This is a genomic window from Caulobacter sp. Root655, from assembly GCF_001427665.1.
Lineage (GTDB): Bacteria > Pseudomonadota > Alphaproteobacteria > Caulobacterales > Caulobacteraceae > Caulobacter.
Genome location: NZ_LMHC01000012.1, coordinates 193,845 through 217,896, shown reverse-complemented (window position 1 = coordinate 217,896; position 24,052 = coordinate 193,845). Strand labels below are relative to the sequence as shown.

The window sequence follows — 24,052 nt, the reverse complement described above, 5'->3', positions numbered from 1 at the left end:
GCCAAATCGATGTCATCCCGGACGTCGGTTCCGGATCGGCGCGCTGCGTGCTTGCCCGGGATGACCGCCGCGCTACGACGTCCCCGCCGCCCGCGCGTCCATCCGCGCCACCACCTCGGCCGCCGCCCGTCCGGTCTCGTCGACGGGGTCGTAGGTCCAGCCGTGGAAGGCCCCGCCATAGGGGCGCGCGGCGCCCTGGCGTTCCAGTTCCTGGTGGAAGAGACGGAACTTCAGGCTCTGGCCGTCCATCTTCAGGATGAACACCGGCTTGCCCGTCGAGGCCGCCTCGGTGGCCATGTTGGTCGAGTCCTCGGAGACCAGGATGTAGTCGGCGGCCGCCAGGAAGGCGAAATAGGGGTTGGCCCCCGTGCCATCCCAGATCATGCCCGGCAAATGCCGCAGGCGGGCGGTCAGCAGGGCGCGGGCCGGCTCGGGCGTGCGGCGCGAGAAGGTCATCAGCAGGCTGCCGCCCTCCTGCTCCAGCGGCAGCTGGATCTGGTGGGCCATCTGGGCGGCGCGCTCGACCGACAGGTCGAAGGCCTTGGACTTGCCGCCCAGCAGCACGGCCACGCGCGGGTGGGGCAGGGCGTCGATCTGGTCCTTGAATTTTTCGTATTCGCTGTCCAGCCGCTGGCTGGTGACCCGGTGCGGCGAGCCGGTGATCGCCAGGACGTTGTCGCCGGACAAGCGGTCGTGCTTGGGCGGGATCACCAGGTCGAACATGTTGGCCGGCACGCGCGGATCCTGGATTTGCACGACATAGGTCTTGCCGCCCGACCAGCGCCGGGCGCGGATCGACAGCGGCAGGGTGGCGCGGCCGGCGGCGATCCACAGGTCGGGCCAGGGGGCGTGGATTTCGCTTTCGGGCGTCAGCCAGCGGCGCGGCAGCCAGTTGGCCCACCAGGGCAGGCGGCCGGTCCTGCCGCTCCAGCCCACGCGCTTGACGACGACCTTGGCCGGGACCTGCCGGGCGACGGCCTCGGCCAGGCCCACGGCCTGGGCCTCGATGCCGGCCCGCCCGTCCGAGATCGCCCAGATGGTGATCGGCGGCCGGGTGGAGACTTCGGGGGCTGGGACTTCGGGTTCGGGAGCCGGCGCGGGGACGGCCTCGACGGCCTCGACGGCGCTTGGCTGTGCGCGCGGTTTGGCGGCGGCCCGGGGCTTGGCCGGAGCCTTTGGAGCGGGCGCCTTCGGGGCGGCCTTGGCCGCGGGGCTCGCGGCCTCGACCGCCGACGCCGCGCCGGCCCTGGGCTTGCGCGCGGCCTTGGGCTTGACCGCCTTGGGCCGAGCCGCTTGGGGCTCCGCCGCCGCGTCCTGCTTGTTGTTTTCAACCACGTCGGTGATCCCGGCCATAGCGAAGCGATGCGCCGACCCGCGTCAGGGTCGGCGTTCGTTGTGTCATGACCACGGAATGGGGCCTAAGCTAGACCCACTCGACCTTGAGGATCTCGTAGGCCTTCACGCCGCCGGGCGTGTTGACCTCGACCACTTCGCCGACTTCCTTGCCGATCATGGCGCGTGACAGGGGCGAGCTTAGCGAGATGCGGCCTTCCTTCACGTCGGCCTCGTGTTCGCCGACGATCTGGTAGCGGGCCTCTTCCTCGGTGTCTTCGTCGACGACGCTGACCGTCGCGCCGAACTTCACCTGCTTGCCCGACAGTTTCGACACGTCGATGATCTGGGCGCGCGCGATCTTGTCCTCGATCTCGGCGATCCGGCCTTCGATCCAGCCCTGGCGTTCCTTGGCCGCGTGATATTCCGCGTTTTCCGACAAATCGCCATGCTGGCGCGCCTCGGAGATCGCGGCGATCACCGCCGGCCGTTCGATCGTCTTCAAACGCTTCAGTTCTTCGTCGAGGGTTTGGTAACCCCCGGCGGTCATCGGCACTTTTTCCATTGCGGATTTTAGCTCGGTTCGCCCTAGGGGAGGAAGTACGTCCCGGACGCTGGCGCGCACGACCGGGGGCTGAGAGGATAGGAGGCGTGTTTGCGATAAGCAAGAGCCCCACGGTCGAGCAGGCGTATAGCCAAGCTTGTTTTGTCCGTTATGGCCCCGTTTTGGGCTCCCGAGGCGTTCGTCGCCGACCTTGGGCCCTCACTTCCGCCCATCCCGGCCAATGCCGGGACCCAGGTGGAACGGCTCGTCGCGGCACGCTCTAGGTTGCGTAGTCGTACGGCCCGCCGCGCTCCAGGGCCTTGCGGTAGGCCGGCCGGGCGTGGATTCGGTCCAGGAAGGCCGCGACCTTTGGTCGCGAGGCGGCGCCGGCCCGGGCGGCCCCGGCCTCGAGCGGGAAGCTCATCATGATGTCGGCGGCGGTGAACGCCGGGCCGGCGAACCATTCGGTTTTGGACAGCTCGACGTCCCAATAGTCGATGTGGCTCTTCAGCTGCGGATCGACGAAACCGGCCTGGGCCTTGGCGGCGACGGCCTTGACCAGGCCCCGCAACAGGCCGGGCGCGCGGGCCGGCAGGGCGGTGAACACCAGCTTCAGCAGCAGCGGCGTCATCGCCGAGCCCTCGGCGTAGTGCAGCCAGTAGGTGTAGCGCAGGCGCTCGGCGCTGCCGGCCGGCGGAATGAGGCGGCCCTGGCCGTAGGTGTCGATGATGTATTCGATGATCGCCCCGGTCTCGGCCAGGACCTTGTCGCCGTCGGTGATCACCGGCGACTTGCCCAGCGGATGGATGGCCCGCAGCTCGGGCGGGGCCAGCATGGTGGCCGCGTCCCGCTCGTAGCGCTTTACCTCGTAGGGAACGCCCAGCTCCTCCAGCAGCCACAGCACCCGCTGCGAGCGGGAATTGTTCAGGTGATGGACGACGATCATGGCGGGCTCCGCGAGGCAAGCGCCGAGGTTGGCACGGTGACGGGCGCGTCCGTCAAGCTTGGCGAGCCGTTTCGCCGTGGACGGTCGACATTGCAGGCGGTCTTCGGCGAACGCTGTGCGTCCTTCGAGGCTTCGCTTCGCTACGCACCTCAGGATGAGGGACTGAGTACAGAACTCCTCATCCTGAGGCGCCCGCGCAGCGGGCCTCGAAGGACGCAAGGCGTTTCCTACCGTCTCTTAGAACCCCACCAACCCCGCCAGCGCGGCGCGGACGCCGGGAATGACAAGCAGCCACCCGGCGATCAGCTCGACCAGCACGATCAGGAACAGCCGGGTGCGGAACGGCTGCTTGCGGGTCTTGTGGCGCAGGATCTGCTGGGCGAGCAGGGCGCCCAGTCCGCCGCCCAGGGCCGCGGCCAGCAGCAGGGTGCGCTCGGAAATCCGGCCCAGCCCCCGGCGCGCCGCGTCCTTGTCCAGCCAGAACAGCAGGAAGGCCGCGATGTTGATCAGCACAAGGATGGCCGCGACCTGGACCACCATGGCTCAGACCGCCTCGAGCGGCGCCAGGTCGGGCGCCACCCACGCGCGCCGGGCCTCGACGCTGAACAGCCGCTCGCGCGACCAGAAGCTCAGCGGCCAGGCCTTGTCGCCCATCGGCGTGGCCAGCAGGCGGGCCACGGCCTCGCCGTCGCCGAGCCCGGCCGGCAGGGTGGCGACGAAGGCGCGGATGGCGGCCAGGTAGGCCTGGGTGATGGTCTCGTGATAGCCGTTATGGTCGTCGTTCACCCCGCCGACCGCGACGTTGTAGGCGCGGATGATGCCCGGCATGTCGCGCTCCAGGCCATCGTCGCGGATGCGGACGAGACGCAGGGTGGCGGTCAGGTGCGCGGCGTGGGTCCACTGGGCCTTGGGCAGGCTGTGGTCCAGCAGGCGGCGGGCCAGGGTGGCGACTTCGGCGTCGGTGTAGGGGGTGTCGGAATGGGCGGTCATGGCGGCTCCCCGCGATCGGAACAGTGACGCGCCTTCGTCTGACGCCCTAGAAATCGCGCGTGAAGCCGAACTCGACACGCTGCCGGGAATAGCGGCCCAGCGCCACATTGGAGGACGACCGAGAGATGGTCGTCTGCACGAAGGGAAAGGCGCCCTTCACGCGCCAGTCGCGGCGGGAAATCCGCAGGCTGGCCCCCACCTCGCGGTCGGCGCGGCGCACGCCGAAGATCGAGGATCGCCCCTCGAATACCCTTTCGTGGCCATAGGGTTCAAGGTAGCCGAGGCTGGAAAAGGGCAAGGCGAACAGGCGTCCCACGGCCAGGCGCGCTTCGCGGTAGCTGGCTTCAGAACTGGTCAGCGCGTGGGCGTCGAGGTTCAGGCTGGCGCGCCAGAGGGCGCTGGGACCCAGGAACCGCGTGCGGCTGAACTGGGCGCCGTAGGCCCATCCCTCCAGGGCCGCGGCGCGTTGGCTGTCGATGTGGTCCAGATGGGCCGATCCGTCCCACCGGGTCTGTGGGTCGCCGTAGGCCTCGCCCGTCAATTGCAGGCCGCGCCAGGTCTCGAGGTCCGCGCCGCCGTAGTCGATATCGCGGTAGGTGGCCAGGAGGGCGAGCCTGGCGTGTTCGGCGAGCTTGACTTCGGGGCCCGCGAACAGCGCGATCTGGTTCTGGTCGAAGGCGCGTCCCGAAGCCTCCAGCACGACGGCAGAGCCGCCGACGGTCAGGGCGTAGGGGCCCGCCATCCTGATCCGACGTTCGAGCGAGGCGCTGACGGTGGCGGAGACGCCGGCGCGGCGTCGGGCGTCGTCCGACAGCGAGAACGGCAGGCCATACAGGTCGATCGTCGTGGCGCTGGTCGCGCCGTTGACGTTGCTGTCCGGAGCGATCGCGCCTGACAGCGAGATCCGCAGGTCGCGTCGGTCCTCGATGGCGCCCAGTCGAGCCAGCACAATGGAGCGCCGAGCGGCGTCGAGGTTTCCGGCCAGGGCCAGCCGATAGGCCAGGATCGCGGACCGGTCGCGGTGGGCGGCGAAGTGCAGTTCGCCCATCTGGAAACGCGCGAGAGCGTCGGTGGCGTCCTGGGTCAGGTGGCCTTCCAGCAGGGCGACGGCCTCCGAGGCCCGCCCGAGCTTGATCATCAATTCGCCGCGCAGGCGCACGCCCGCCGGCATGGCGGCGATGTCTGGACGCGACTCGATCAGCGCCAGCGCCAACCTGTGGTCGCCGTCGCGCAGCGCCCGCGCCAAGGCTTGGGCGAAGGCTTGGTCGTCGGTGGTCGCGGGGGTGGTCGCGGGGGCGATCTGGGCGCGCGCCGATCCGGTCGGTCCGGGCCCCGCCATGGCGGCGAGGGCGAGCGCCCCGAGCAGCGCTCGCGAGAAGGGCGGAGTCACTGGGGCGCTTCCCGACCTGATTGCATCAGGCCGGGCGCCTCGGCTTTTTGTCTTGGCGCGTTTTCTTCACGCGAACCGGTATCCACTTCGCTCGAAAACGCTCTAGTTCTTCTTGAGACCGCCCACGCCGATCATCGTGCCGCCGCCGACGGTTTCGGTCAGGCTATAGGTCAGCCCCGCCTCAACGGGCGCGCGGCCGGCCTCGCCGTAGAAGCCGCCCTTCACGGCGCCGGACATCGTCGTGCTCGAGGCCGTTCCGCCGAACGTCGAGCCGGCGATCGTCGCCGTGAAATTGAAGCCCAGGTCGTGCGGCGTGAAGACCGCCGCGCCGTTGGCGTCGACCGCGTAGAAGTTCGAGGTCGACCCGGTGACCGCGCCGGTGGCGAAATTGGCGTTCAGGGTGATGTCGCTGGAGGTCGAGATGGTCGTCCCGGACGCGCTGATATAGGCGCCGCGCGTCCCGCCGTCAAAGCGCGCCGAACCGGAGGTGGGCATCGACACCGCAAGCGGTTGTCCGACGACGAAGAAGTCCATGGCCCGGCCGGTGAAGGTGGGCGAGATCTGGCCCAACTGGATATAGTCCAGGCCGCCCTGCAGGACATTGGTGATGTCGTACAGCGTCAGCACGCTGCCGTCGCCCGGCCTGGGCAGGCCGGAGAACTGGTCGAGGACGATGTTCGAGCCGGTGCGCACGGGGCCCAGCCCGTCGTTCTTGCTCTCCAGGCTCTGGTAGATCCTGTAGTTCACGCTCGCGCCGAAATAGGAGAACACGTAGCGATCGTCGCTCGCCTGCGGCGTGCCCCGACGGTCGATCTGCATGTAGTCGAACGGGAAGGTGTTGGTCCCGCCGTTGCGATCAGGGCCGTGCTGGATCTCCAGACCCTGGGTGTTGATGATCCCCTGGCCATAGACCCCGGGCGTGCAGGTCAGCGCGTTCGGCGTCGTCGCGCAGTTGGAGGCGTAGGGCTGGGCCGGGGGCGCGGGCGGTTTCGGCGGCACGGGAACGACGGGCGGCTGCGGAGGGGGCGTAACGCCACCGCCACCGCCGCCACTGGCGCAGGCCGAAACGGCCATCGCGACGGCCAGGACCAGAAAAGAACGCATACGCAACATGGCCAGTACTCCCTTGGGTTGCGCTACCAGAACGCTCAAGCTTCCGCAACCCAAGGCGGGAGGCCGGTCGTCACAATCGCCCGCGCCGCCCGCCCTTGAGCCGGTCGAGGGCGCGGCGGGCGTGTTCGACCTGGGCGGCCACGGGTTCCGCGAAGGACGGCGGGGCTGGAACCGGCGTTTCCCAGGCGGGGATCGGGCCGGCCAGGCTGGCGGCGACAGGCGGCTTGGCGCGGCCGGGCGAGCCCGTCATCGCCGCCACCTTCCGCGCCACGGCGGCCAGGTCGCCGATGGCCTTGGCCCTGTCGCGGGCTCGGCGGATCGCGGCGGGGTCGTCGCTGGTTTCGAGGGTGGCCCAGACCGCGTCGAGGGCGGCCATGAGCTTGGTTTGCAGGGTCTCGCACCAGGCGGGGAGGGAGGTCTGGGTCATGGCGCCAGTCTGCGGCCGCGCCGGGAGGTGGGGACGGGAAACGTGCGTTTTTATGTAAGGGGTTGATTAGGCTGGGGTTTATTTTGGAAGCAGCGGGGATAGAGGAGCAACCCGCGCCTCCGAACCTTGGCGCGATCCTTCCCCCTGGAAGGGGGAAGGGCAGGGGATGGGGGTGGCGCCGTCGGCGGGTTCGCTGAGTCCGCGCCCTATCCTGGGCCGCTTTCACCCCCATCCCCGGCCCTTCCCCCCTCCAGGGGGAAGGGAGTCCCGCCGCTACCGCCGTCCACCCCTGTGGATAACTTTTACTGGTAGCTCTGCAGCGGCCGCACTTCCAGCGTCTCGGCAGGGGCCGAGGAGATCGCCTGGGCCGCGGCCAGGGCGCCGGCCGAGGTGGTGTAGTAGGGCACCTTCATCATCAGCGCCGTGCGGCGGATCTCGAAGCTGTCTTCCAGGGCCTGCTTGCCCTCGGTGGTGTTAAACACCAGCTGCACGCCGCCGTTCTTCATCACGTCGACGATGTGCGGACGGCCTTCCAGCACCTTCTTGACCAGCTCGACGGCGATGCCCTGCTCGGCCAGGTAGCCCCGGGTGCCGACCGTGGACAGCACCTTGAAGCCCGCCGCCTGCAGCAGACGCACCGGCTCGACGATCCACGGGCGGTCGCTTTCCTTGACCGAGACGAAGGCCGTCCCGGCGGTGGGCAGGGTGACGCCGCCGCCCAGCTGGCTCTTGGCGAAGGCGCGGGCGAAGGCCGGGGCCAGGCTGTCTTCGCCCTCGCGGATCCAGTCCAGGCCCATGACCTCGCCGGTCGAGCGCATTTCCGGGCCCAGCACCGTGTCGACGCCGGCGAAGCGGGCGAACGGGAACACCGCTTCCTTGACCGCGATGTGGTCGTACGGCTTGTCGACCAGGCCGAAGCTGGCCAGGGTCTCGCCGGCCATGATCTTGGCGGCGATGGCGGCCACCGGCTGGCCGATGGTCTTGGCCACGAACGGCACGGTGCGCGAGGCGCGCGGATTGACTTCCAGCACATAGATGCGCGGGGCGTCGGAGTGCGGCTCCTCGATGGCGAACTGCACGTTCATCAGGCCACGGACGTCGAGGGCCAGCGCCATCTTGACGGTCTGGCGCTTCAGCTCCTCCACCGTCTCGGCGCTGAGTGAGAAGGGCGGCATCGAGCAGGCGCTGTCGCCCGAGTGGACGCCGGCTTCCTCGATGTGCTCCAGCACCCCGGCCACGAACACGTCGGTCCCGTCGCACAGGGCGTCGACGTCCACCTCGGTGGCGCGGCTCAGATAGTGGTCCAGCAGGATCGGGTGCTCGATCGAGATGTCGCCGGCGTCGCTGATGTAGCGCTCCAGCTGCTCGTGGTCGCGGATGATCTCCATGCCCCGGCCGCCCAGCACGTAGGACGGGCGCATGACGAACGGGAAGCCGATTTCCTCGGCCGCCGCGCGGGCCTCGTCCCAGGTGCGGGCGATGGCGTTCTCGGGCTGGGCGATCGACAGGCCGTTCAGCAGCTGCTGGAAGCGCTCGCGGTCCTCGGCCAGGTCGATGGCGTCGGGGCTGGTGCCCAGGATCGGGATGCCGGCCTCTTCCAGGGCTTGGGCCAGCTTCAGCGGCGTCTGGCCGCCGAACTGGACGATGACGCCGGCCAGCGTGCCGTTGCTCTGCTCGACGGCCAGCAGCTCCAGCACGTCCTCGGCCGTCAGCGGCTCGAAATACAGGCGGTCGGAGGTGTCGTAGTCGGTCGAGACGGTCTCGGGGTTGCAGTTGACCATGATCGACTCGACGCCGATGTCGGCCAGGGCGAAGGCCGCGTGGCAGCAGCAATAGTCGAACTCGATGCCCTGGCCGATGCGGTTGGGGCCGCCGCCGAGGATGACCGCCTTCTTGCGGTTGGTCGGCTCGCTCTCGCACTCGGGGACCTGGCCCAGGGCCCCGGTCTCGTAGGTCGAGTACATGTAGGGCGTCTCGGCGCGGAACTCGCCGGCGCAGCTGTCGATGCGCTTGTAGACCGGGCGCACGTCGAGGGCCTGGCGCTGGGCGCGCACGGTCTTCTCGTCGGACCCGACCAGCTTGGCCAGGCGGGCGTCGGAGAAGCCTTGCGACTTCAGGGCGCGGAAGGCGGCGGCGTCGGTCGGCAGGCCGCCGGCCCGGATCCAGCCTTCCTGGCGCACCAGCTCGGCGATCTGGCGCAGGAACCACGGCTCGTAGGCGCAGGCGGCGTTGACCTCTTCCACGGAGAGCCCGTGGCGGAAGGCCTGGGCGATGACCCGCAGGCGGTCGGGGGTGGGCGTGCCCAGGGCGCGGACCACGGCGGCCCGGCCGGTGTCTGGATCGTCGGCGCCGTGGATCTCGATCTCGTCGAAGCCGTTGAGGCCGGTCTCCAGGCCGCGCAGGGCCTTCTGGACGCTTTCCTTGAAGGTGCGGCCGATGGCCATCACCTCGCCGACCGACTTCATGGCGGTGGTCAGCAGCGGCTCGCTGCCCGGATATTTCTCGAAGGCGAAGCGCGGGATCTTGGTGACCACGTAGTCGATCGAGGGCTCGAACGAGGCCGGGGTCGCGCCGCCGGTGATGTCGTTCATCAGCTCGTCCAGCGTGTAGCCGACGGCCAGGCGGGCGGCGACCTTGGCGATCGGGAAGCCGGTGGCCTTGGAGGCCAGGGCGGACGAACGCGACACCCGGGGGTTCATCTCGATGACCACCATCCGGCCGTCGGCGGGGTTGACCGCGAACTGGACGTTGGAACCGCCGGTCTCGACGCCGATCTCGCGCAGCACGGCGATCGAGGCCGCGCGCATCCACTGGTACTCTTTGTCCGTCAGGGTCAGGGCCGGGGCGACGGTGATCGAGTCGCCGGTGTGGACGCCCATCGGGTCGATGTTCTCGATCGAGCAGACGATGATGCAGTTGTCCGCCTTGTCGCGGACGACCTCCATCTCGTACTCCTTCCAGCCCAGCACGCTCTCCTCGATCAGCACCTCGGTGGTCGGCGACAGGTCCAGGCCGCGGGCGACGATCTCCTCGAATTCCTCGAGATTGTAGGCGATGCCGCCGCCGGTGCCGGCCAGGGTGAAGCTGGGGCGGATGATGGCCGGCAGGCCGACGAACTCCAGCCCGACCCGGGCCTCGTCCATGTTGTGGGCGGCCTTGGACTTGGGGCTTTCCAGGCCCAGCTTGTCCATGGCGTCGCGGAACTTCTGGCGGTCCTCGGCCTTGTCGATGACCTCGGCCTTGGCGCCGATCATCTCGACGCCGTACTTGGCCAGGGCCCCGCTGGCTTCCAGGGCCAGGGCGGTGTTCAGCGCCGTCTGGCCGCCCATGGTCGGCAGCAGGGCGTCGGGGCGTTCCTTGGCGATGATCTTCTCGACCATCTCCGGGGTGATCGGCTCGATATAGGTCGCGTCGGCCACGTCCGGGTCGGTCATGATCGTGGCCGGGTTCGAATTGACCAGGATGATCCGGTAGCCCTCGGCCCGCAGCGCCTTGCAGGCCTGGACGCCCGAATAGTCGAACTCGCACGCCTGGCCGATGACGATCGGACCCGCGCCGATGATCAGGATCGAGGAAATGTCTGTGCGTTTGGGCATGGTAAACTCGCGCGTAGACACGGTCGCGCACATCCGCGCGCCCGCTGCCGACCATCTTGCAGGTTAAGCCGCCCGTTTAGAGACGGAGTCGGATCGGCGCAACCCCCGATCCGGAGAGCATGGTTAGGGGAACGGCCGGCCCACCGTCGTGCGTCCTTCGAGGCTCACCTGCGGTTCGCACCTCAGGATGAGGGACGCCGTTGCTGAATTCCTCATCCTGAGGCGCCCTCCATGGGAGGGCCTCGAAGGACGCAGGGCGGTGGCTCCGCTACCGACCGTCGGTCGCCGGCGGCGCGGGTACGACGGGGGGCGCGGCGGGGGTCTCCTCCGGGCTGTCGGACAGCGCCCAGGCCCAGCCGGCGATGGCGCGTTCGTAACCCAGCTTGAACAGGGCGTTGCGGTTGTTGGACGCGAAGTCCAGGCCCGAGGCGTCGACATCGGCGGTGTCGGGGATGGCGCTGTAGAACAGCTGGCCGCCGTTGCGGCGGGCAAAGGCGCTGCTGGCGGCCAGGTGGGTGCGCATCAGGGCCTTGCTCATGGTGTCCCACGAGCGGCCGACGATCGACACCGCCCCGCCCTTGGTGAAGCCGAAGGCGCCGCCGACCTTGCCGTTGACGATCACGAACATCCGGCCGGGCCGGGCCGAGCCCTTGTCGGCGGTCCACAGCAGCAGCGATTCCGGGGCCACGAAGAACGGGATGGTCACCCCGCCGTCGACGTGCATCTCGGACAGGTGGCGTCCTTCGCCCCCGATCTCGATCAGGGTGGGCGGGAAGACGCCGGGGATGCTGGCCGAGGCCACCATCACGTTCTTGAACAGCTCGCGCGACTCCTCGCCGCCGCGGCTGGCGATCGCGCCCATGTCCCAGATCACCGTCTCCTCGGTGTCGAGGTTGGTGGTGGCGATCAGCAGGCGGCGGCCGCGTTTGTGCTCGGCGACGATGGCCTGCAGCATGTCGTCGGTGACATAGGTGTCGACCAGGGCGTGCAGGGCGGCGTTGCTGTAGAAGCTGGGGTGGAACAGCACGCCCAGCCCACGTGATTTCAGGACCCGGCCGGCGGCCGCGCCCGTGGAGGCCTCGGTCAGGCGCTCGTCCCAGGTGGGACCCAGGAAGGCGAAGGGGGCGGTGAGGGCTCCGGTGCTGACCCCGGTGACGATGTCGAACTCGGGCCGTTCGCCGCGCTGGCTCCAGCCGACCAGGACGCCGGCCCCGTAGGCCCCGTTCGAGCCGCCGCCGGACAGGGCCAGGACGTCGAAGCTCTTCTGGGCCTGGGCGCGCTTGCGGGCCGGGCCGCCGAAGCGGATGGCCGCTTGGCTGTCGCTGGCGTTGAAGCGCAGGTCCGCCAGGCCGTTGGGCGGGGCCAGGGCCAGGTCGCTGGCCTGGAAGGTGTCGCGCGACAGCGAGCCGCAGGCGGCCAGGCTGAGCGTCAGGCAGAGCAGGGCGAGAAGGCGGATGGAACGCATGGGCTTTGGAACCGCTGCCTGAACGTTTTTCGGTGTTACGCCGCGCGGCGCCGGCCGTCCATGGCGGGGCGAGCGGAAGGCTTTTTGCGGGCGGTTTCGTACAAAGATGAGGCGCAAAGAAAATGGGCCGGCGCGTGAGCGCCGGCCCATTCCAAATCTCGAAGGCTGAAGGCGATTAAGCCTGCAGTTGGCCCGCCGACATCTTGCCCGAGCGGTTGTCGCGCTCGAGTTCGTAGGTGATCTTCTGACCTTCATCCAGGCCGCGCAGGCCGGCGCGTTCAACGGCCGAGATGTGCACGAAAACGTCGGCGCCGCCGTCGTCAGGTTGGATGAAGCCGAAGCCCTTGGTGCCGTTGAACCATTTCACGGTGCCGGTAGCCATAGTTCGTAGTCCTTGTAGTCAATATTCGTCGGCGGAGTCGTTCCGCGCGACGATCAAATTTCGTTGGGGATCGGTGGGCGCGTCCGGCGCTCTCACAAGGAGAGCATGGAAAAGCAGGCCGAACGGCAGCGAATTCGATAAGCCACCATGAGCCTCTCAAACGCGCACGGCAAGTGAATTCGTGAATCGCCGTGAGTCTCGAATGAATCTCGCTGAATCTAAAATAGTTTTGGACCCCAAGCGTCGCTTTGAACGTTAATGAACTCTCTCGCGCTATTGCGGGAGTTTTGTGATTTCCAAGGAGCAGCCCATGACCCTGATCGAGCGGATTCCTCTGCTGAACGACCAGGAGCTGGTCTCGCTCCTCGCCAATGCCCGCCGCCTGGACATCGTCGGCACCCCGGACCAGCGGCGCGGCGCCGCCGAGGTCCTGCCGGTGCTTGAACTGGAAGCCTCAAAGCGCCGCCAGGTCACCCTGGAAGCGGCGACCAAGAAGCGCTCGGCCACCAGCGCCGCCAAGCGCAAGGCCGCCACCGTCGAAGCGGCCTGAAGCCTCCCTGAACCCCTGATCGAAAGACGCCTTGCCTCCGCCGTTATTGAGAGTCATTCTCATTAATGGCGGAGCGCTTCGGAGGCGATCATGGTGTTTCTGACGACCGGGGTCACATGGCTGGCCCTGATGATGCAGGCGGAGCGCACCCGGGCCGGCGTCGCGGCGCCCGACACCGAATGGCTGCTGCACGGCCCGACCGATCCCGACGCGATCGAGGACGATGGCGCGCCGCCGATGTTGCTGGCGGCGGAGTAGGGGGCCTTCCTCCCCCTGTGGGGGAGGTGTCGCCGAAGGCGACGGAGGGGGGGCGTGATCGGCCCTCTCGGCAAACTCCCCCCACCGGCCCTTACGGGCCGCCTCCCCCACGGGGGGAGGAACGGCCTTAAACCAGCGCCTTGCGCGCCGCTTCCCAGTACTGCGCCCCGGTGATCAGGGTCACCAGCGCCGCCACCCACAGCAGGCCGTGGGTGACCAGGCTGGCCGGGCCGAACACCGCCGGGTCGTTGGGCAGGCCGAACGCGCTCCACGACACCAGGACGATCTCGCCGGCGATGGCGACCAGCTGCAGGGTGGTCTTCCACTTGGCCAGCAGGGTGACGGGCAGCTTGATCCCCTTGCCCGCCCCGACCTCACGCAGGGCGCTGACGGCGAATTCGCGGAACAGGATCAGGCCGGCCGGCAGGATGACCAGCGGGTTGGGACCCAGGGCCATCAGGCCCAGCAGGCCGCCGCAGACCAGGATCTTGTCGCCGATCGGGTCGAGGATCGCCCCCCAGACGCTGACCGCGTCCAGCTTGCGGGCCAGCCAGCCGTCGAAGAAGTCGGTGATCGCCGCCACCACGAAGGCCCAGAACGCCCAGCGTTGCAGCGAGAACTGCTGGTCGGCGGTCAGCCGCTCGCTCAGCCACGGCACGCCGCCGGCCGCCGCGGCCAGGGCCACGAACATGAACAGGGCGATGACCAGGCGCGCGCCAGTCAGGATGTTGGGCAGGTTCTTCATGGCGCGGGTTCTAACGCATGAGTGGCCATTATGGATACGTCCGCCGGCTGCTTGGATCAGTCGGGGCAATCTCATGCCGGTTCGCGCCGATATTCCGGATGGGTCGCGCTGTCCCGGGCGCCAAAAGTCGCCGAACGGGGTTGTTCTTCTCTCTGCCGGTTGACGGCGGGCCCGCATGACGCCAAGGCCATGGCCGAGTTTCCCGAGGGGCGTCATGAACCAAGCAACCAAGCCGGCCGGCGGCAATTCCAACCGCCGCGTGCTGACGGCCAGCCTGGTGGGCACGGCGGTGGAGTTCTACGACTTCTACATCTACGCCACCGCCGCCTCGCTGGTGTTCGGGTCGCTGTTCTTCCCGTCGAAGTCGGCCAGCCTGCAGCAGATGGCCGCCTTCGCCAGCCTGGGCGTGGCCTTCCTGGCCCGGCCGATCGGCGCGGCGGTGTTCGGGCATTTCGGCGACCGGATCGGCCGCAAGTCGACCCTGGTGGCCTCGCTGCTGCTGATGGGCGGCTCGACCCTGGCCATCGCCTTCCTGCCCACCTACGCCATGGCGGGGTGGCTGGCCCCGGCCCTGCTGTGCCTGCTGCGGTTCGGCCAGGGCTTCGGCCTGGGCGGCGAGTGGGGCGGGGCGGCCTTGCTGGCGGTCGAGAACGCGCCCCCCGGCTGGCGGGCGCGGTTCGGCATGTTCCCGCAGTTGGGCGCGCCGGTCGGTTTCATCGCCGCCAACGGGCTTTTCTTGGCGCTGGGCGTCCTCCTGACGCCAGAGCAGTTCATGGCCTGGGGCTGGCGCCTGCCCTTCCTGGGCAGCGCCGCCCTGGTCGGGGTGGGGCTGTGGGTGCGGCTCAAGCTGACCGAGACCCCGGCCTTCGCCGCCGCCATCGCCCACGAGCCGCCGCCGGCGGTGCCGCTGGGCGAGCTGCTGCGCGACCACTGGCGCGCCACGGTGTGCGGGACCCTGGCGGCCATATGCTGCTTCGCCGTCTATTACCTGATGACCGCCTTCGCGCTGGGCTATGGCGTCACCACCCTGGGCTATAGCCGCACGGCCATGCTCAGCGTGCAGCTGGTCGCCATCCTGTTCATGGCCCTGGGTATCGTGGCCGCCGGCTACTGGGCGGACGCCACCAGTCCGCGCCGGGTGCTGATGGCCGGCTGTGGCATGACGGTCGGCGTCGGCGTGCTGCTGCCGGTGATGATGGGGGCCGGCTCGCTGCCGCTGATCGGGCTGTTCCTGGCGTTGGGCCTGCTGGTCATGGGCTTCGTCTACGGCCCGCTGGGCGCCTTCCTGCCCGATCTGTTCCCGGCCCGGGTGCGCTACACCGGGGCCTCGGCGGCCTTCAACCTGGGTGGCATCCTGGGCGGCGGCCTGGCCCCGATGATCGCCCAGGCCCTGGCCGAGCGCGGCGGCCTGGCGCCGGTGGGGGTTTATCTGGCCGTGGCGGCGGCGCTGAGCTTTGGCGGGCTGTGGGCGCTGAAGCCGAAGGCGGCCGTGGAGCTGGTCGCGCTCTAATTAAGTTGTCATCCCGGCCGTAGCGAAGCGAAGAGCCGGGACCCAGGGGCCAACGCATTGCGCCGGCCCCTGGGTCCCGGACAGCCTCTGCGAGGCTTCCGGGATGACAACGATTTTGATTGGTCCCACACGCAAATATCAAACACCTGTTTGCCGTCGCCCCGTATTCGCGCCACTCTCCCGTCCAACGATAAAACCTCGGGAGGCGACCTCATGAACCCGTCGGCGGAATTCGACGTCATCGTCCACGGCGCCAGCGGCTTCACCGGCCGGCTGGTGGCCGAGCATTTCGCGAAGCATCACCCCGAGACCAAATGGGCGATGTCCGGTCGCAACGCCGACAAGCTGGCCGCCGTGCGCGATGAGATCGGCGCCCAAACGGGCGCCGACATGGCCGACATGCCGCTGATCGTCGCCGACGCCGACGATCCGGCCTCGCTGCGGGCCATGGTCCAGCGGACCAAAGCGGTCTTGACGACCGTCGGCCCCTACCAGCTCTACGGTTCGGACCTGGTCGCCGCCTGCGCCGAGGCGGGGACCGACTATCTCGACCTGTGCGGCGAGCCGGCCTGGATGCGCCAGATGATCGACGCCCACGAGGCGACGGCCAAGGCCAGCGGGGCGCGCATCGTCTTCTCCTGCGGCTTCGACTCCATCCCGTTCGAACTGGGCGTCTGGTTCCTGCAGCAGGAGGCGATCCGGCGATTTGGCGGTCCCGTCGCCCGGGTGAAGGGCCGCGTGCGGCGCATGCAGGGCGCGTTCTCGGGCGGCACGGCGGCCAGCCTCAAGGCGACCATGGCCGCCGCGGCCCGCGACCCGTCGGTGATCGAGCTGCTGAAGAACCCCTTCTCCCTGACCCCCGGTTTCGCCGGCCCCAAGCAGCCGCATGGCGCGGCCGTGGCCTTCGACGAGGACCTGGGCGCCTGGACCGCGCCGTTCGTGATGGCGGCGATCAACACCCGCAACGTCCACCGCTCCAACTGGCTGATGGGCCAGCCCTATGGCGAGGGCTTCGTCTATGACGAGATGATGCTGACCGGCCCCGGCGAGCAGGGCGAGGCGGTGGCCAAGGCCATCACCGCCGCCAACGCCAGCATGGGCGCCGAGGGCGGTCCCAAGCCCGGCGAGGGCCCCAGCAAGGCCGAGCGCGAGGCGGGCTTCTACGACGTGCTGTTCGTCGGCCTCACGCAGGACGGCCACCATGTGCGGGCCTCGGTGGCCGGCGACAAGGACCCCGGCTACGGCTCGACCTCGAAGATGATCGCCGAGACGGCCCTGTGCCTGATCCAGCAGTCGCCCGAGGTGGCCGGCGGGATCTGGACGCCGGGCGCGGCGATGCAGGGGAAACTGGTCGAGCGCCTGCGGGAAAAGGCGGGTCTGAAGTTCGCGGTGGAGTGAGGGCGGCCCTTGACGCCGCGCCCCGCAACCGCTCCCCTCAAACAAACGTTCGGGAGCTGACGCCATGGCCTATCAACCCTTCGACCTGACCGGCAAGGTCGCGCTGATCACCGGCGGCAATCGCGGCATCGGCCTGGGCATGGCCAGCGCCCTGGCCCAGGCCGGGGCCGACATCGTCATCTGGGGCAGCAACGCCGAGCGCAACCTGGCCGCCGAGGGCGAGCTGCTCAAGCACGGCGTGCGGGTGAAGGCCCAGGTGGTCGACGTCTCGCGGGAGGACCAGGTCCGCGAGGGCATGGAGGAGGCGGTGGCGGCCATGGGCCGGGTCGACAGCGTGTTCGCCAACGCCGGGGTCGGCTACGGCGCGCCGTCGTTCGTCGACATGCCGACGGAGACCTACCGCAAGATCCTGGCGGTCAATCTGGACGGGGTGTTCTTCACCTTCCGCGAGGCTTGCCGCCACATGGTCGAGCGGGCCAAGGCCGGCGACCCGGGCGGCTCGCTGGTCGGGATCGCCTCGCTGGCCGCCATCGAGGGCGCGGCCCGCAACCAGGCCTACGCCGCCACCAAGGGGGCGGTGATCTCGATGATGAAGTCGGTGGCCGTCGAGCACGCCCGCTACGGCGTGCGGGCCAACGCCATCCTGCCGGGCTGGATCGCCACCGACATGACCCAGGGCGCGCAGGACAACCCGGCCTTCGCCGAGAAGGTCATCCCCCGCGTGCCGGCCCGCCGCTGGGGGCAGCCGGCCGACTTCGGCGGCATCGCCGTCTACCTGACCTCGGGCGCATCCAGCTACCATTCGGGCGACACCTTCGTGATCGACGGGGCCTATTCGATCTTTTGACGAAAACTGGACGCGCTGGTCCATGAAATCTCCTTATAAATAAGGGACTTGCGGAACCATTGGGCCGGTGAGAAGCTTCTTCTATCGACAGTCCCGGCGCCAGACCGGGACGTCGCCAGAGGAAACGACAATGACCCCGCAAGATGTCATGGGCCTGGCCCCGCCGCGCGGCATGCTGGCCCTGATCGCCATGATCCTGACGTCGATGGCCGCCTGTTTCTGGACTTCGGAAGCCGAGGTTCAGCCCGAGGTCCTCCGTAAGGACTGATCCTCCCACGATCCGCTCATCCCGGCGAATGCCGGGACCCAGGTCATAGGCCCGAGCGGTTCCACGAATCCTGAATACCCAAGCTGAATCTGGGTCCCGGCATTCGCCAGGATGAGCGGATTTTAGGGACCTGACCTCGCGGCACGCTTGCCGTCGGCTCCCAAGCGCCCATCCTCCTGAAAAACGGGAGGCCGCCACATGACCCTCAAGACGCCGCTTTGCGCGCTGCTCGGCATCGAGCATCCGATCCTGCTGGCCGGTATGGGCGGGGTATCCTACGCGCCGCTGGCCGCCGCCGTCTCCAACGCCGGCGGCTATGGCGTGTTGGGCATGGCCGGGACCACGCCCGACTTCATCCGCGCGCAGATGGAGGCGGTCCGCGCCCTGACCGACAAGCCGTTCGGCGTCGACCTGCTGGCCGCCACGCCCGACGCCCTGACGGCCGCCGTCGAGGTGATCATTGAAGGCGGAGCCTCGTCCTTCATCGCCGGCCTGGGCGTGCCGCTGCCGATCATCGCGCGGCTGAAGACGGCGGGGCTGAAGGTCATGGTGGTCTGTGGCGCGGTCAAGCACGCGGTCAAGGCCCAGCAAGCCGGCTGCGACGCGGTGATCTGCCAGGGCGGCGAGGGCGGCGGCCACACCGGCCTGGTCGGCGCCCTGCCGCTGATTGCCCAGGCGGTGGACGCCGTTGATATTCCCGTCGTCGCCGCAGGGGGCATCTTCGATGGTCGCGGCCTGGCGGCGGCCCTGGCCCTGGGGGCCCAGGGCGTGTGGATGGGCACCCGGTTCATCGCCTCGACGGAAGCCCACGCCGGCGACCTCTATCGCCAGGCGGTGCTGGAAGCGGCCGACGAGGACACCGTCCGCACCCGCTCCTATTCCGGCAAACCGATGCGGGTGCGCAAGAACGCCTGGGTCGACGACTGGGAGGGCCGCCCGGCCGACATCCAGCCCTTCCCGGGCCAGGCCATGGTCAGCATCCAGGCCGGGGCCCTGGGCGGCATCGCCGGCCAGATCGAGGGGCTGGACGCCGACAAGTCCTGCTTCGCCATGGGCCAGAGCGCGGGGGGAATCCGCGAGGTGCTACCGGCCGGCGAGATCGTGGCGCGGGTGATGGCCGAGGCCGAGGCGACGATCGCCCGGGTGGCGGGGTTGCGGGGGTAGAACGCCCATTTCCCCCACCCGGCGGCTTCGCCGCCTGTCCGCTCCCTAGGGGGCGGAGCCTCAAGCGCGAGGCTCTTCCCCTATGGGGGCGGAGGGCCGAAGGCCCGGAGGGGGCAAGCGTGCGATTTCCGGTCGACGCGGCGGAGCTTCCGGGTCAGGCTCGCCGCGGACTCTCGGGGGAGACGACATCATGCGGGACCGCGCCGTCATCCGGCATCGCCTCGGCCAGTACAGCGCCCTGTGGCTGGGCGCCTTCCTGCTGGTGCTGATCATCGCCGCCGCGACCAGCCTGGTCGCCCGGCTGGACCTGATCGACGTGGCCGATCTGGTGCTGCCCGTGGCCTTCGTGCTGCTGGGCGGGGCGATGCTGTACGGCGTCGGGGCCACGGCGGTGTCGCGGGCCGGGCCGGGGACCAAGAGCCTGATCGTCGCCCTGGCCCTGCTGCTGATCCTGCCGCTGCTGTGGGCGCCGGTCCTGGCGGTGCTGGTGGTGGCGGCGATCGGCGGGGTGGTGATCGAGTATTCCACCACCTACGCCCACTTCCGCATCGCGGTCAGCCAGGTGGTCTATCCGCTGGTGGCGCTGTTCACCGACAGCCCGCTGGCCGGCGCCGTCTGGGCGATCTTCCAGGTCGCGGCCTCGGTGGTGGGCTTCCTGGCCTCGGCCACCCAGGTCGTGAAGACCCTCCGGGGCTTGCTGGTCGGCGACGGCGACGGGGATGTCGAGGCGGCTTAGGGTTCAGCTACTCCAACCGTTGTCATCCCGGCCGTAGCGAAGCGGAGGGCCGGGACCCAGAGCCACCGCAGTGCGCCGGCCCCTGGGTCCCGGACAGCGCTACGCGCTTCCGGGATGACAACCCTTTGGGTGCTTGATTGAAAAAGTTCGCGCGATCGGTTGAGTCAGCTCAGCAAAGTCGGCTTGAGCAGCTCGCCGGTCTCGTCCTGCAGGTGCATCTGGACCGGAACGCCCACGCCCGTGGCCTGTTCGGCGAGGTTGCGCGCCGCGTGCTCGGCCTGGCGCCGCGTGGTGTAGGCGCCGACCCGCAGGGCGTCGCCGATGATCGCCCAGGTGTCCCCGACGCGGACGACCCCATAGTGCACTTCAGTCATGGTCGACCTCCCTGCGCTTGCGTTTATCCCAGCGTTATCCACAGGGTCGCTCCGATCCGTGGCCTTCGCAAGGCCTATTGGAGTCTTGGTTTGGCCACGGGGTTCGCCTAGAGCGCTTTCGAGCGAAGTGGATGCCGGTTCGCGTGAAGAAAACGCGTCAAAACAAAGAGTCCGCGCGGGACGGTGACAGAAGCCTCGTCGATGGGGATAGTGCGGCCATGAACCGCCCGCTGCTTCACGCTCTCGCCGCGCTCGCCCTGCTAGCCCCGACCGCCGCCGTCGCCCAGGACCGCGGCCCCGTGGAGCGCCAGAAGCTGCTCGACCTGGCCTTCACCATCGGCGAGAGCCACGCCCTGCGGCAGGTCTGCCAGGGCGCGGGCGACCAGTACTGGCGCTCGCGCATGGTGCGGCTGACCGATGTGGAAAAGGCCGACCAGGCCTTCGACGCCCAGCTGCGCGACAAGTTCAACACCGGTTTCGCCGCCCGCCAGGGCGAGTTCCCGCAGTGCGACGACGACAGCCGGCGGGCGGAGCAGGCCGCCGCCCGCCACGGCCAGGCGATCGCCGCCAAGCTGGCCCGGTCGATGCGGACCCAGGCGCCCGACGGCCAAGCGACGCCGGATTCCGTGGCGGACGACGAAGCGGCGCGCTAGTCTGCCTCCATCGGTTGTGGGGGGCGCTTTGTGATGTCGTTTATCGTGCCGTTGATCCTGGTGGCGCTGGCCATCTTCCTCGTGGTCAACGTGATCAAGATCGTGCCCCAGGGGCGCGAATTCACCGTCGAGCGGTTCGGCCGCTACACCCGCACCCTCAAGCCCGGCATCAGCATCCTCACCCCCTTCGTCGAGGCCATCGGCCGGCGGGTGAACATGATGGAGCAGGTGCTCGACGTTCCCCAGCAGGAGGTGATCACCAAGGACAACGTCTCGGTGAAGGTCGACGCCATCGTCTTCATCCAGGTGATGGAGGCCTCGCAGGCCGCCTACCGGGTCGACAACCTGATGTACGCCATCACCCAGCTGACCCAGACCAACCTGCGCACCGTGGTCGGCTCGATGGAGCTGGACGAGGTGCTGAGCCAGCGCGACCTGATCAACACCCGCCTGCTGGCCACCATCGACCACGCCACCAACCCCTGGGGGGTCAAGGTGGCGCGCATCGAGATCAAGGACCTGACCCCGCCGGCCGACATCACCAACGCCATGGCCCGGCAGATGAAGGCCGAGCGCGAGCGGCGGGCGGTGATCACCGAGGCCGAGGGCGAGAAGCAGGCCGCCATCGCCCGGGCCGAGGGCCAGAAGCAGGCCGCCATCCTCGAGGCCGAGGGCCGCAAGGAAGCCGCCTTCCGCACCGCCGAGGCCCGCGAGCGCTCGGCCGAGGCGGAAGCCAAGGCCACCGCCTTCGTGTCGGAAGCCATCTCCAAGGGCGACGTCAACGCCATCAACTACTTCATCGCCCAGAAATACGTCGAGGCGTTCGGCGAGCTGGCCCGGTCGCCCAACGCCAAGACCGTGATCGTGCCGGCCGACTTCGCCGGCCTGACCGGCACGGTGGCGGGCGTCGCCGAGCTGGTGAAGACCCTCGGCGGCGGCGATGGGCCGCGCACCGTCGTGCCGCCGACACCCCCCAGAAGCCCTGGCCGCGGAGCCTGACGCCATGGACGGCCTGATGCTGTTCTACGCGACCCATCCGTTCTGGGTCTGGCTGGCGGTGGCGGCGATCTTCCTGGCGGCCGAGGTGGCCACCGGCACCGGCTGGCTGCTGTGGCCGGCCGCCAGCGCCGCCGTGGTCGGGCTGATGACCCTGGTCGTGGCCCCGGGCCTGGCGATCGAGGTCGGACTGTTCGCGGTGCTGACCATCGTCGCCACCTACCTGGCGCGGCGCTTCCTGCAGCCGGCGCTCGAAGGGCCACACCAGCCCGACCTCAACGACCCCACCCTGCGGCTGATCGGTCGCGACTGCGAGGTTCTGGCCTTCGAGAACGGCAAGGGCCGGGTGTTCGCCGACGGCAAGGAATGGGCCGCGGTGGTCCAGGACGGCCCACCGCCGGCGGTGGGCCAGCGGGTGATGATCGTGGCCATCGACGGCGCGGTGCTGACGGTTCGGTAGGCCCTCTCCCAAAGGGAGAGGGAGGGGCCCAAGCGGAGCTTGGGAGGGTGAGGGGTTTAGACGTCGACCGGCGTGCCGGCAGGGCGCTCATGGAAAACGGTGAGGGCGTCACCCCTCACCCTCCCACGTCCCTTCGGGACGCGGGCCCCTCCCTCTCCCCTCCGGGAGAGGGTCTCTAAAAACCCCCTACGTCTTCAGCCGGTACCCCGTCTTGAAGATCCACCACACCCCGGTCAGGCACACCGCCAGGAAGCCCAGGGTGGCGGCGAAGCTGACCACCGGGTTGAGGTCCGACACCCCGTAGAAGCTCCAGCGGAAGCCGCTGACCAGATAGACCACCGGGTTGAACAGGGTGATCTTCTGCCAGATCGGCGGCAGCATGCTGATCGAATAGAAGCTGCCGCCCAGGAAGGTCAGGGGCGTGACGATCAGGGCCGGCACGATCTGCAGTTTCTGGAAGTCGTCGGCCCAGACCCCGATCACGAAGCCGAACAGGCTGAAGGTGATGGCGGTCAGCACCAGGAAGCCCAGCATCCAGAACGGGTGGGCGATCTCGTAGGGTACGAAGATCCGCGCCGTGGCCAGGATCAGCAGGCCCAGGCACACCGACTTGGTCGCCGCCGCCCCGACATAGCCGATCACCGTCTCGACCCACGACACCGGGGCCGACAGCAGCTCGTAGATCGTCCCGGCCCACTTGGGCATGTAGATGCCGAACGAGGCGTTGGAGATGCTCTCGCCCAGCAGCGACAGCATGATCAGGCCCGGCACGATGTAGGCGGCGTAGCTGACCCCGTCGATCGACTGCATCCGCGAGCCGATGGCCGAGCCGAACACCACGAAATACAGCGAGGTCGACAGCACCGGCGAGATGACGCTCTGGGCCAGGGTGCGGAACCAGCGGGCCATCTCGAAGCGGTAGATGGATTTGATGGCGTGAAGGTTCATTTCGCGTCCCTCACCAGGCTGACGAAGATTTCTTCCAGCGAGCTCTGGCTGGTGTGCAGGTCCTTGAAGTCGACGCCCTGTTCGCCCAGCCGCCGCAGCAGGCCGGCGATGCCGGTGTCCTCGGCCTGGGCGTCGAAGGTGTAGATCAGCTCGTGGCCCTCGGCCGCCAGCTCCAGGGCGTAGTCGGACAGCTTGGCGGGGATGGCGGCGAGCGGGCTTTGCAGTTGCAGGGTCAGCTGCTTCTTGCCCAGCTTGCGCATCAGGACGTCCTTGTCCTCGACCAGGATGATCTCGCCCTTGCTGATCACCCCGATCCGGTCGGCCATCTCCTCGGCCTCCTCGATATAGTGGGTGGTCAGGATAATGGTGACGCCGCTCTCGCGCAGGCCCCGGACCATCTCCCACATGTCGCGCCGCAGCTCGACGTCGACCCCGGCCGTGGGCTCGTCGAGGAACAGGATGCGCGGCTCGTGGCTCAGCGCCTTGGCGATCATCACCCGGCGCTTCATGCCGCCCGACAGCGCCATGATCTTGCTGTCCTTCTTGTCCCACAGGGACAGGTCGCGCAGCACCTTCTCGATATAGGCGTCGTTGGGCGGCTTGCCGAACAGGCCGCGGCTGAACCGGGTGGTGGCCCAGACGGTCTCGAAGGCGTCGGTGTTCAGTTCCTGCGGCACCAGCCCGATCTTGGCCCGGGCGGCGCGGTAGTCCTTCACCACGTCGTGGCCGTCGGCCATCACCGTGCCGGTGCTGGGATTGACGATGCCGCAGATGATGCTGATCAGCGTGGTCTTGCCGGCCCCGTTGGGACCCAGCAGCGCGAAGATCTCGCCCTGGCGGATGTCGAGATCGACGGTCTTCAGGGCCTGGTGGCCGGAAGCATAGGTCTTGGTCAGACCGGAAACGGATATGATTGGCATGAGGCCCCTGGGCTGCGGGCCGTCCCTCCCTGGAACCGTG

At 69.0% G+C, this 24,052-nt stretch carries 26 protein-coding genes; 11 read left to right on the top strand and 15 right to left on the bottom strand.

The genetic code is table 11. The features are described 5' to 3' along the window. Positions 1-72: 72 nt before the first annotated feature. The 11 genes from ASD79_RS10120 to ASD79_RS10070 form a co-directional block, all read right to left on the bottom strand. A complete protein-coding gene (locus tag ASD79_RS10120; RefSeq protein ID WP_235524387.1) occupies positions 73-1,353 on the bottom strand; it encodes a mitochondrial fission ELM1 family protein in 1,281 nt (426 codons plus the stop codon). Between the two features lie 70 nt (positions 1,354-1,423). After that, on the bottom strand, positions 1,424-1,897 hold the full coding sequence (gene greA, locus ASD79_RS10115; RefSeq protein WP_056721136.1) for a transcription elongation factor GreA: 474 nt from the start codon (positions 1,895-1,897) through the stop codon (positions 1,424-1,426). Between the two features lie 259 nt (positions 1,898-2,156). Beyond that, a complete protein-coding gene (locus tag ASD79_RS10110) occupies positions 2,157-2,822 on the bottom strand; it encodes a glutathione S-transferase family protein (protein WP_056721134.1) in 666 nt (221 codons plus the stop codon). 237 nt (positions 2,823-3,059) lie between these two features. Continuing rightward, complete coding sequence (locus ASD79_RS10105) at positions 3,060-3,362, bottom strand: DUF1294 domain-containing protein (protein ID WP_056721132.1); 303 nt, start codon at positions 3,360-3,362, stop codon at positions 3,060-3,062. Between the two features lie 3 nt (positions 3,363-3,365). Next, positions 3,366-3,812: a hypothetical protein gene (locus ASD79_RS10100; protein ID WP_056721130.1), complete on the bottom strand. Its 447-nt coding sequence runs from the start codon at positions 3,810-3,812 to the stop codon at positions 3,366-3,368. A gap of 46 nt (positions 3,813-3,858) precedes the next feature. Then, positions 3,859-5,202 carry a surface lipoprotein assembly modifier gene (locus ASD79_RS10095; protein WP_156400438.1) on the bottom strand — a complete coding sequence of 448 codons (1,344 nt, stop codon included), beginning with the start codon at positions 5,200-5,202 and terminating at the stop codon, positions 3,859-3,861. A gap of 102 nt (positions 5,203-5,304) precedes the next feature. Beyond that, complete coding sequence (locus tag ASD79_RS10090) at positions 5,305-6,306, bottom strand: transferrin-binding protein-like solute binding protein (RefSeq protein WP_056721127.1); 1,002 nt, start codon at positions 6,304-6,306, stop codon at positions 5,305-5,307. A 79-nt stretch (positions 6,307-6,385) separates the two neighbouring features. Further along, the gene (locus tag ASD79_RS10085; RefSeq protein ID WP_056721124.1) at positions 6,386-6,742 is read right to left on the bottom strand and encodes a hypothetical protein; all 357 of its coding nucleotides are present in this window, start codon (positions 6,740-6,742) and stop codon (positions 6,386-6,388) included. A gap of 302 nt (positions 6,743-7,044) precedes the next feature. Further along, on the bottom strand, positions 7,045-10,338 hold the full coding sequence (gene carB / locus ASD79_RS10080; RefSeq protein WP_056721123.1) for a carbamoyl-phosphate synthase large subunit: 3,294 nt from the start codon (positions 10,336-10,338) through the stop codon (positions 7,045-7,047). A 268-nt stretch (positions 10,339-10,606) separates the two neighbouring features. After that, positions 10,607-11,803: a patatin-like phospholipase family protein gene (locus tag ASD79_RS10075; RefSeq protein WP_056721121.1), complete on the bottom strand. Its 1,197-nt coding sequence runs from the start codon at positions 11,801-11,803 to the stop codon at positions 10,607-10,609. 175 nt (positions 11,804-11,978) lie between these two features. Next, entirely contained in the window at positions 11,979-12,185 is a 207-nt protein-coding gene (locus tag ASD79_RS10070; protein ID WP_007666377.1) for a cold-shock protein, read from the bottom strand. A gap of 310 nt (positions 12,186-12,495) precedes the next feature. Between ASD79_RS10070 and ASD79_RS10065 the strand changes: the two genes are divergently transcribed. Continuing rightward, positions 12,496-12,735: a hypothetical protein gene (locus tag ASD79_RS10065; RefSeq protein ID WP_056721119.1), complete on the top strand. Its 240-nt coding sequence runs from the start codon at positions 12,496-12,498 to the stop codon at positions 12,733-12,735. 90 nt (positions 12,736-12,825) lie between these two features. Further along, on the top strand, positions 12,826-12,993 hold the full coding sequence (locus tag ASD79_RS24595; protein WP_200952294.1) for a hypothetical protein: 168 nt from the start codon (positions 12,826-12,828) through the stop codon (positions 12,991-12,993). A gap of 127 nt (positions 12,994-13,120) precedes the next feature. Here the strand turns inward: ASD79_RS24595 and pgsA are convergent, their stop codons facing one another. Further along, positions 13,121-13,738, bottom strand: a complete 618-nt coding sequence (gene pgsA, locus ASD79_RS10060; protein WP_056721117.1) for a CDP-diacylglycerol--glycerol-3-phosphate 3-phosphatidyltransferase — start codon at positions 13,736-13,738, stop codon at positions 13,121-13,123. A gap of 214 nt (positions 13,739-13,952) precedes the next feature. Here pgsA and ASD79_RS10055 point away from each other — a divergent pair, with 214 nt between their 5' ends. The 6 genes from ASD79_RS10055 (at position 13,953) to ASD79_RS10035 (ending at position 19,661) form a co-directional block, all read left to right on the top strand. After that, a complete protein-coding gene (locus ASD79_RS10055; protein ID WP_056721115.1) occupies positions 13,953-15,248 on the top strand; it encodes an MFS transporter in 1,296 nt (431 codons plus the stop codon). Between the two features lie 213 nt (positions 15,249-15,461). After that, positions 15,462-16,646, top strand: coding sequence for a trans-acting enoyl reductase family protein (locus ASD79_RS10050; RefSeq protein ID WP_056721114.1), 1,185 nt, complete (start codon positions 15,462-15,464; stop codon positions 16,644-16,646). Positions 16,647-16,710: 64 nt separating this feature from the next. Then, positions 16,711-17,493 (top strand): SDR family NAD(P)-dependent oxidoreductase, encoded by a 783-nt coding sequence (locus tag ASD79_RS10045; protein WP_056721112.1) that lies wholly within the window; start codon positions 16,711-16,713, stop codon positions 17,491-17,493. 130 nt (positions 17,494-17,623) lie between these two features. Continuing rightward, positions 17,624-17,761: a hypothetical protein gene (locus ASD79_RS24590; protein WP_200952293.1), complete on the top strand. Its 138-nt coding sequence runs from the start codon at positions 17,624-17,626 to the stop codon at positions 17,759-17,761. 198 nt (positions 17,762-17,959) lie between these two features. Then, positions 17,960-18,925 carry a nitronate monooxygenase family protein gene (locus ASD79_RS10040; RefSeq protein ID WP_056721110.1) on the top strand — a complete coding sequence of 322 codons (966 nt, stop codon included), beginning with the start codon at positions 17,960-17,962 and terminating at the stop codon, positions 18,923-18,925. Positions 18,926-19,115: 190 nt separating this feature from the next. Continuing rightward, positions 19,116-19,661, top strand: coding sequence for a hypothetical protein (locus ASD79_RS10035; protein ID WP_056721108.1), 546 nt, complete (start codon positions 19,116-19,118; stop codon positions 19,659-19,661). A gap of 164 nt (positions 19,662-19,825) precedes the next feature. Here the strand turns inward: ASD79_RS10035 and ASD79_RS10030 are convergent, their stop codons facing one another. Next, positions 19,826-20,035, bottom strand: a complete 210-nt coding sequence (locus tag ASD79_RS10030; protein WP_056721106.1) for a hypothetical protein — start codon at positions 20,033-20,035, stop codon at positions 19,826-19,828. Between the two features lie 218 nt (positions 20,036-20,253). On the opposite strand from ASD79_RS10030, the gene ASD79_RS10025 reads away from it, so the two are divergent. Genes ASD79_RS10025 through ASD79_RS10015 form a run of 3 tightly spaced genes read left to right on the top strand, consistent with a single transcriptional unit; the run spans position 20,254 to position 22,144 of the window. Further along, a complete protein-coding gene (locus ASD79_RS10025; protein ID WP_056721104.1) occupies positions 20,254-20,688 on the top strand; it encodes a TIGR02301 family protein in 435 nt (144 codons plus the stop codon). Between the two features lie 33 nt (positions 20,689-20,721). Then, positions 20,722-21,687, top strand: a complete 966-nt coding sequence (locus ASD79_RS10020; protein ID WP_056721103.1) for an SPFH domain-containing protein — start codon at positions 20,722-20,724, stop codon at positions 21,685-21,687. A gap of 4 nt (positions 21,688-21,691) precedes the next feature. Next, on the top strand, positions 21,692-22,144 hold the full coding sequence (locus ASD79_RS10015) for an NfeD family protein (protein ID WP_056721100.1): 453 nt from the start codon (positions 21,692-21,694) through the stop codon (positions 22,142-22,144). A gap of 186 nt (positions 22,145-22,330) precedes the next feature. On the opposite strand, the gene ASD79_RS10010 is transcribed toward ASD79_RS10015, so the two are convergent. After that, positions 22,331-23,092 (bottom strand): ABC transporter permease, encoded by a 762-nt coding sequence (locus tag ASD79_RS10010; RefSeq protein WP_056721098.1) that lies wholly within the window; start codon positions 23,090-23,092, stop codon positions 22,331-22,333. Beyond that, complete coding sequence (locus ASD79_RS10005) at positions 23,089-24,012, bottom strand: ABC transporter ATP-binding protein (RefSeq protein WP_056721095.1); 924 nt, start codon at positions 24,010-24,012, stop codon at positions 23,089-23,091. The genes ASD79_RS10010 and ASD79_RS10005 overlap by 4 nt, the downstream gene beginning before the upstream one ends. Positions 24,013-24,052: the final 40 nt, after the last annotated feature.

Coding starts and splice junctions, on each gene's coding strand:
- ASD79_RS10120 (WP_235524387.1), bottom strand. CDS start 1,353: ATGGCCGGGATCACCGACGTGGTTGAAAACAACAAGCAGGACGCGGCG.
- greA (WP_056721136.1), bottom strand. CDS start 1,897: ATGGAAAAAGTGCCGATGACCGCCGGGGGTTACCAAACCCTCGACGAA.
- ASD79_RS10110 (WP_056721134.1), bottom strand. CDS start 2,822: ATGATCGTCGTCCATCACCTGAACAATTCCCGCTCGCAGCGGGTGCTG.
- ASD79_RS10105 (WP_056721132.1), bottom strand. CDS start 3,362: ATGGTGGTCCAGGTCGCGGCCATCCTTGTGCTGATCAACATCGCGGCC.
- ASD79_RS10100 (WP_056721130.1), bottom strand. CDS start 3,812: ATGACCGCCCATTCCGACACCCCCTACACCGACGCCGAAGTCGCCACC.
- ASD79_RS10090 (WP_056721127.1), bottom strand. CDS start 6,306: ATGCGTTCTTTTCTGGTCCTGGCCGTCGCGATGGCCGTTTCGGCCTGC.
- ASD79_RS10085 (WP_056721124.1), bottom strand. CDS start 6,742: ATGACCCAGACCTCCCTCCCCGCCTGGTGCGAGACCCTGCAAACCAAG.
- carB (WP_056721123.1), bottom strand. CDS start 10,338: ATGCCCAAACGCACAGACATTTCCTCGATCCTGATCATCGGCGCGGGT.
- ASD79_RS10075 (WP_056721121.1), bottom strand. CDS start 11,803: ATGCGTTCCATCCGCCTTCTCGCCCTGCTCTGCCTGACGCTCAGCCTG.
- ASD79_RS10070 (WP_007666377.1), bottom strand. CDS start 12,185: ATGGCTACCGGCACCGTGAAATGGTTCAACGGCACCAAGGGCTTCGGC.
- ASD79_RS10065 (WP_056721119.1), top strand. CDS start 12,496: ATGACCCTGATCGAGCGGATTCCTCTGCTGAACGACCAGGAGCTGGTC.
- ASD79_RS24595 (WP_200952294.1), top strand. CDS start 12,826: ATGGTGTTTCTGACGACCGGGGTCACATGGCTGGCCCTGATGATGCAG.
- pgsA (WP_056721117.1), bottom strand. CDS start 13,738: ATGAAGAACCTGCCCAACATCCTGACTGGCGCGCGCCTGGTCATCGCC.
- ASD79_RS10055 (WP_056721115.1), top strand. CDS start 13,953: ATGAACCAAGCAACCAAGCCGGCCGGCGGCAATTCCAACCGCCGCGTG.
- ASD79_RS10050 (WP_056721114.1), top strand. CDS start 15,462: ATGAACCCGTCGGCGGAATTCGACGTCATCGTCCACGGCGCCAGCGGC.
- ASD79_RS10045 (WP_056721112.1), top strand. CDS start 16,711: ATGGCCTATCAACCCTTCGACCTGACCGGCAAGGTCGCGCTGATCACC.
- ASD79_RS24590 (WP_200952293.1), top strand. CDS start 17,624: ATGACCCCGCAAGATGTCATGGGCCTGGCCCCGCCGCGCGGCATGCTG.
- ASD79_RS10040 (WP_056721110.1), top strand. CDS start 17,960: ATGACCCTCAAGACGCCGCTTTGCGCGCTGCTCGGCATCGAGCATCCG.
- ASD79_RS10035 (WP_056721108.1), top strand. CDS start 19,116: ATGCGGGACCGCGCCGTCATCCGGCATCGCCTCGGCCAGTACAGCGCC.
- ASD79_RS10030 (WP_056721106.1), bottom strand. CDS start 20,035: ATGACTGAAGTGCACTATGGGGTCGTCCGCGTCGGGGACACCTGGGCG.
- ASD79_RS10025 (WP_056721104.1), top strand. CDS start 20,254: ATGAACCGCCCGCTGCTTCACGCTCTCGCCGCGCTCGCCCTGCTAGCC.
- ASD79_RS10020 (WP_056721103.1), top strand. CDS start 20,722: ATGTCGTTTATCGTGCCGTTGATCCTGGTGGCGCTGGCCATCTTCCTC.
- ASD79_RS10015 (WP_056721100.1), top strand. CDS start 21,692: ATGGACGGCCTGATGCTGTTCTACGCGACCCATCCGTTCTGGGTCTGG.
- ASD79_RS10010 (WP_056721098.1), bottom strand. CDS start 23,092: ATGAACCTTCACGCCATCAAATCCATCTACCGCTTCGAGATGGCCCGC.
- ASD79_RS10005 (WP_056721095.1), bottom strand. CDS start 24,012: ATGCCAATCATATCCGTTTCCGGTCTGACCAAGACCTATGCTTCCGGC.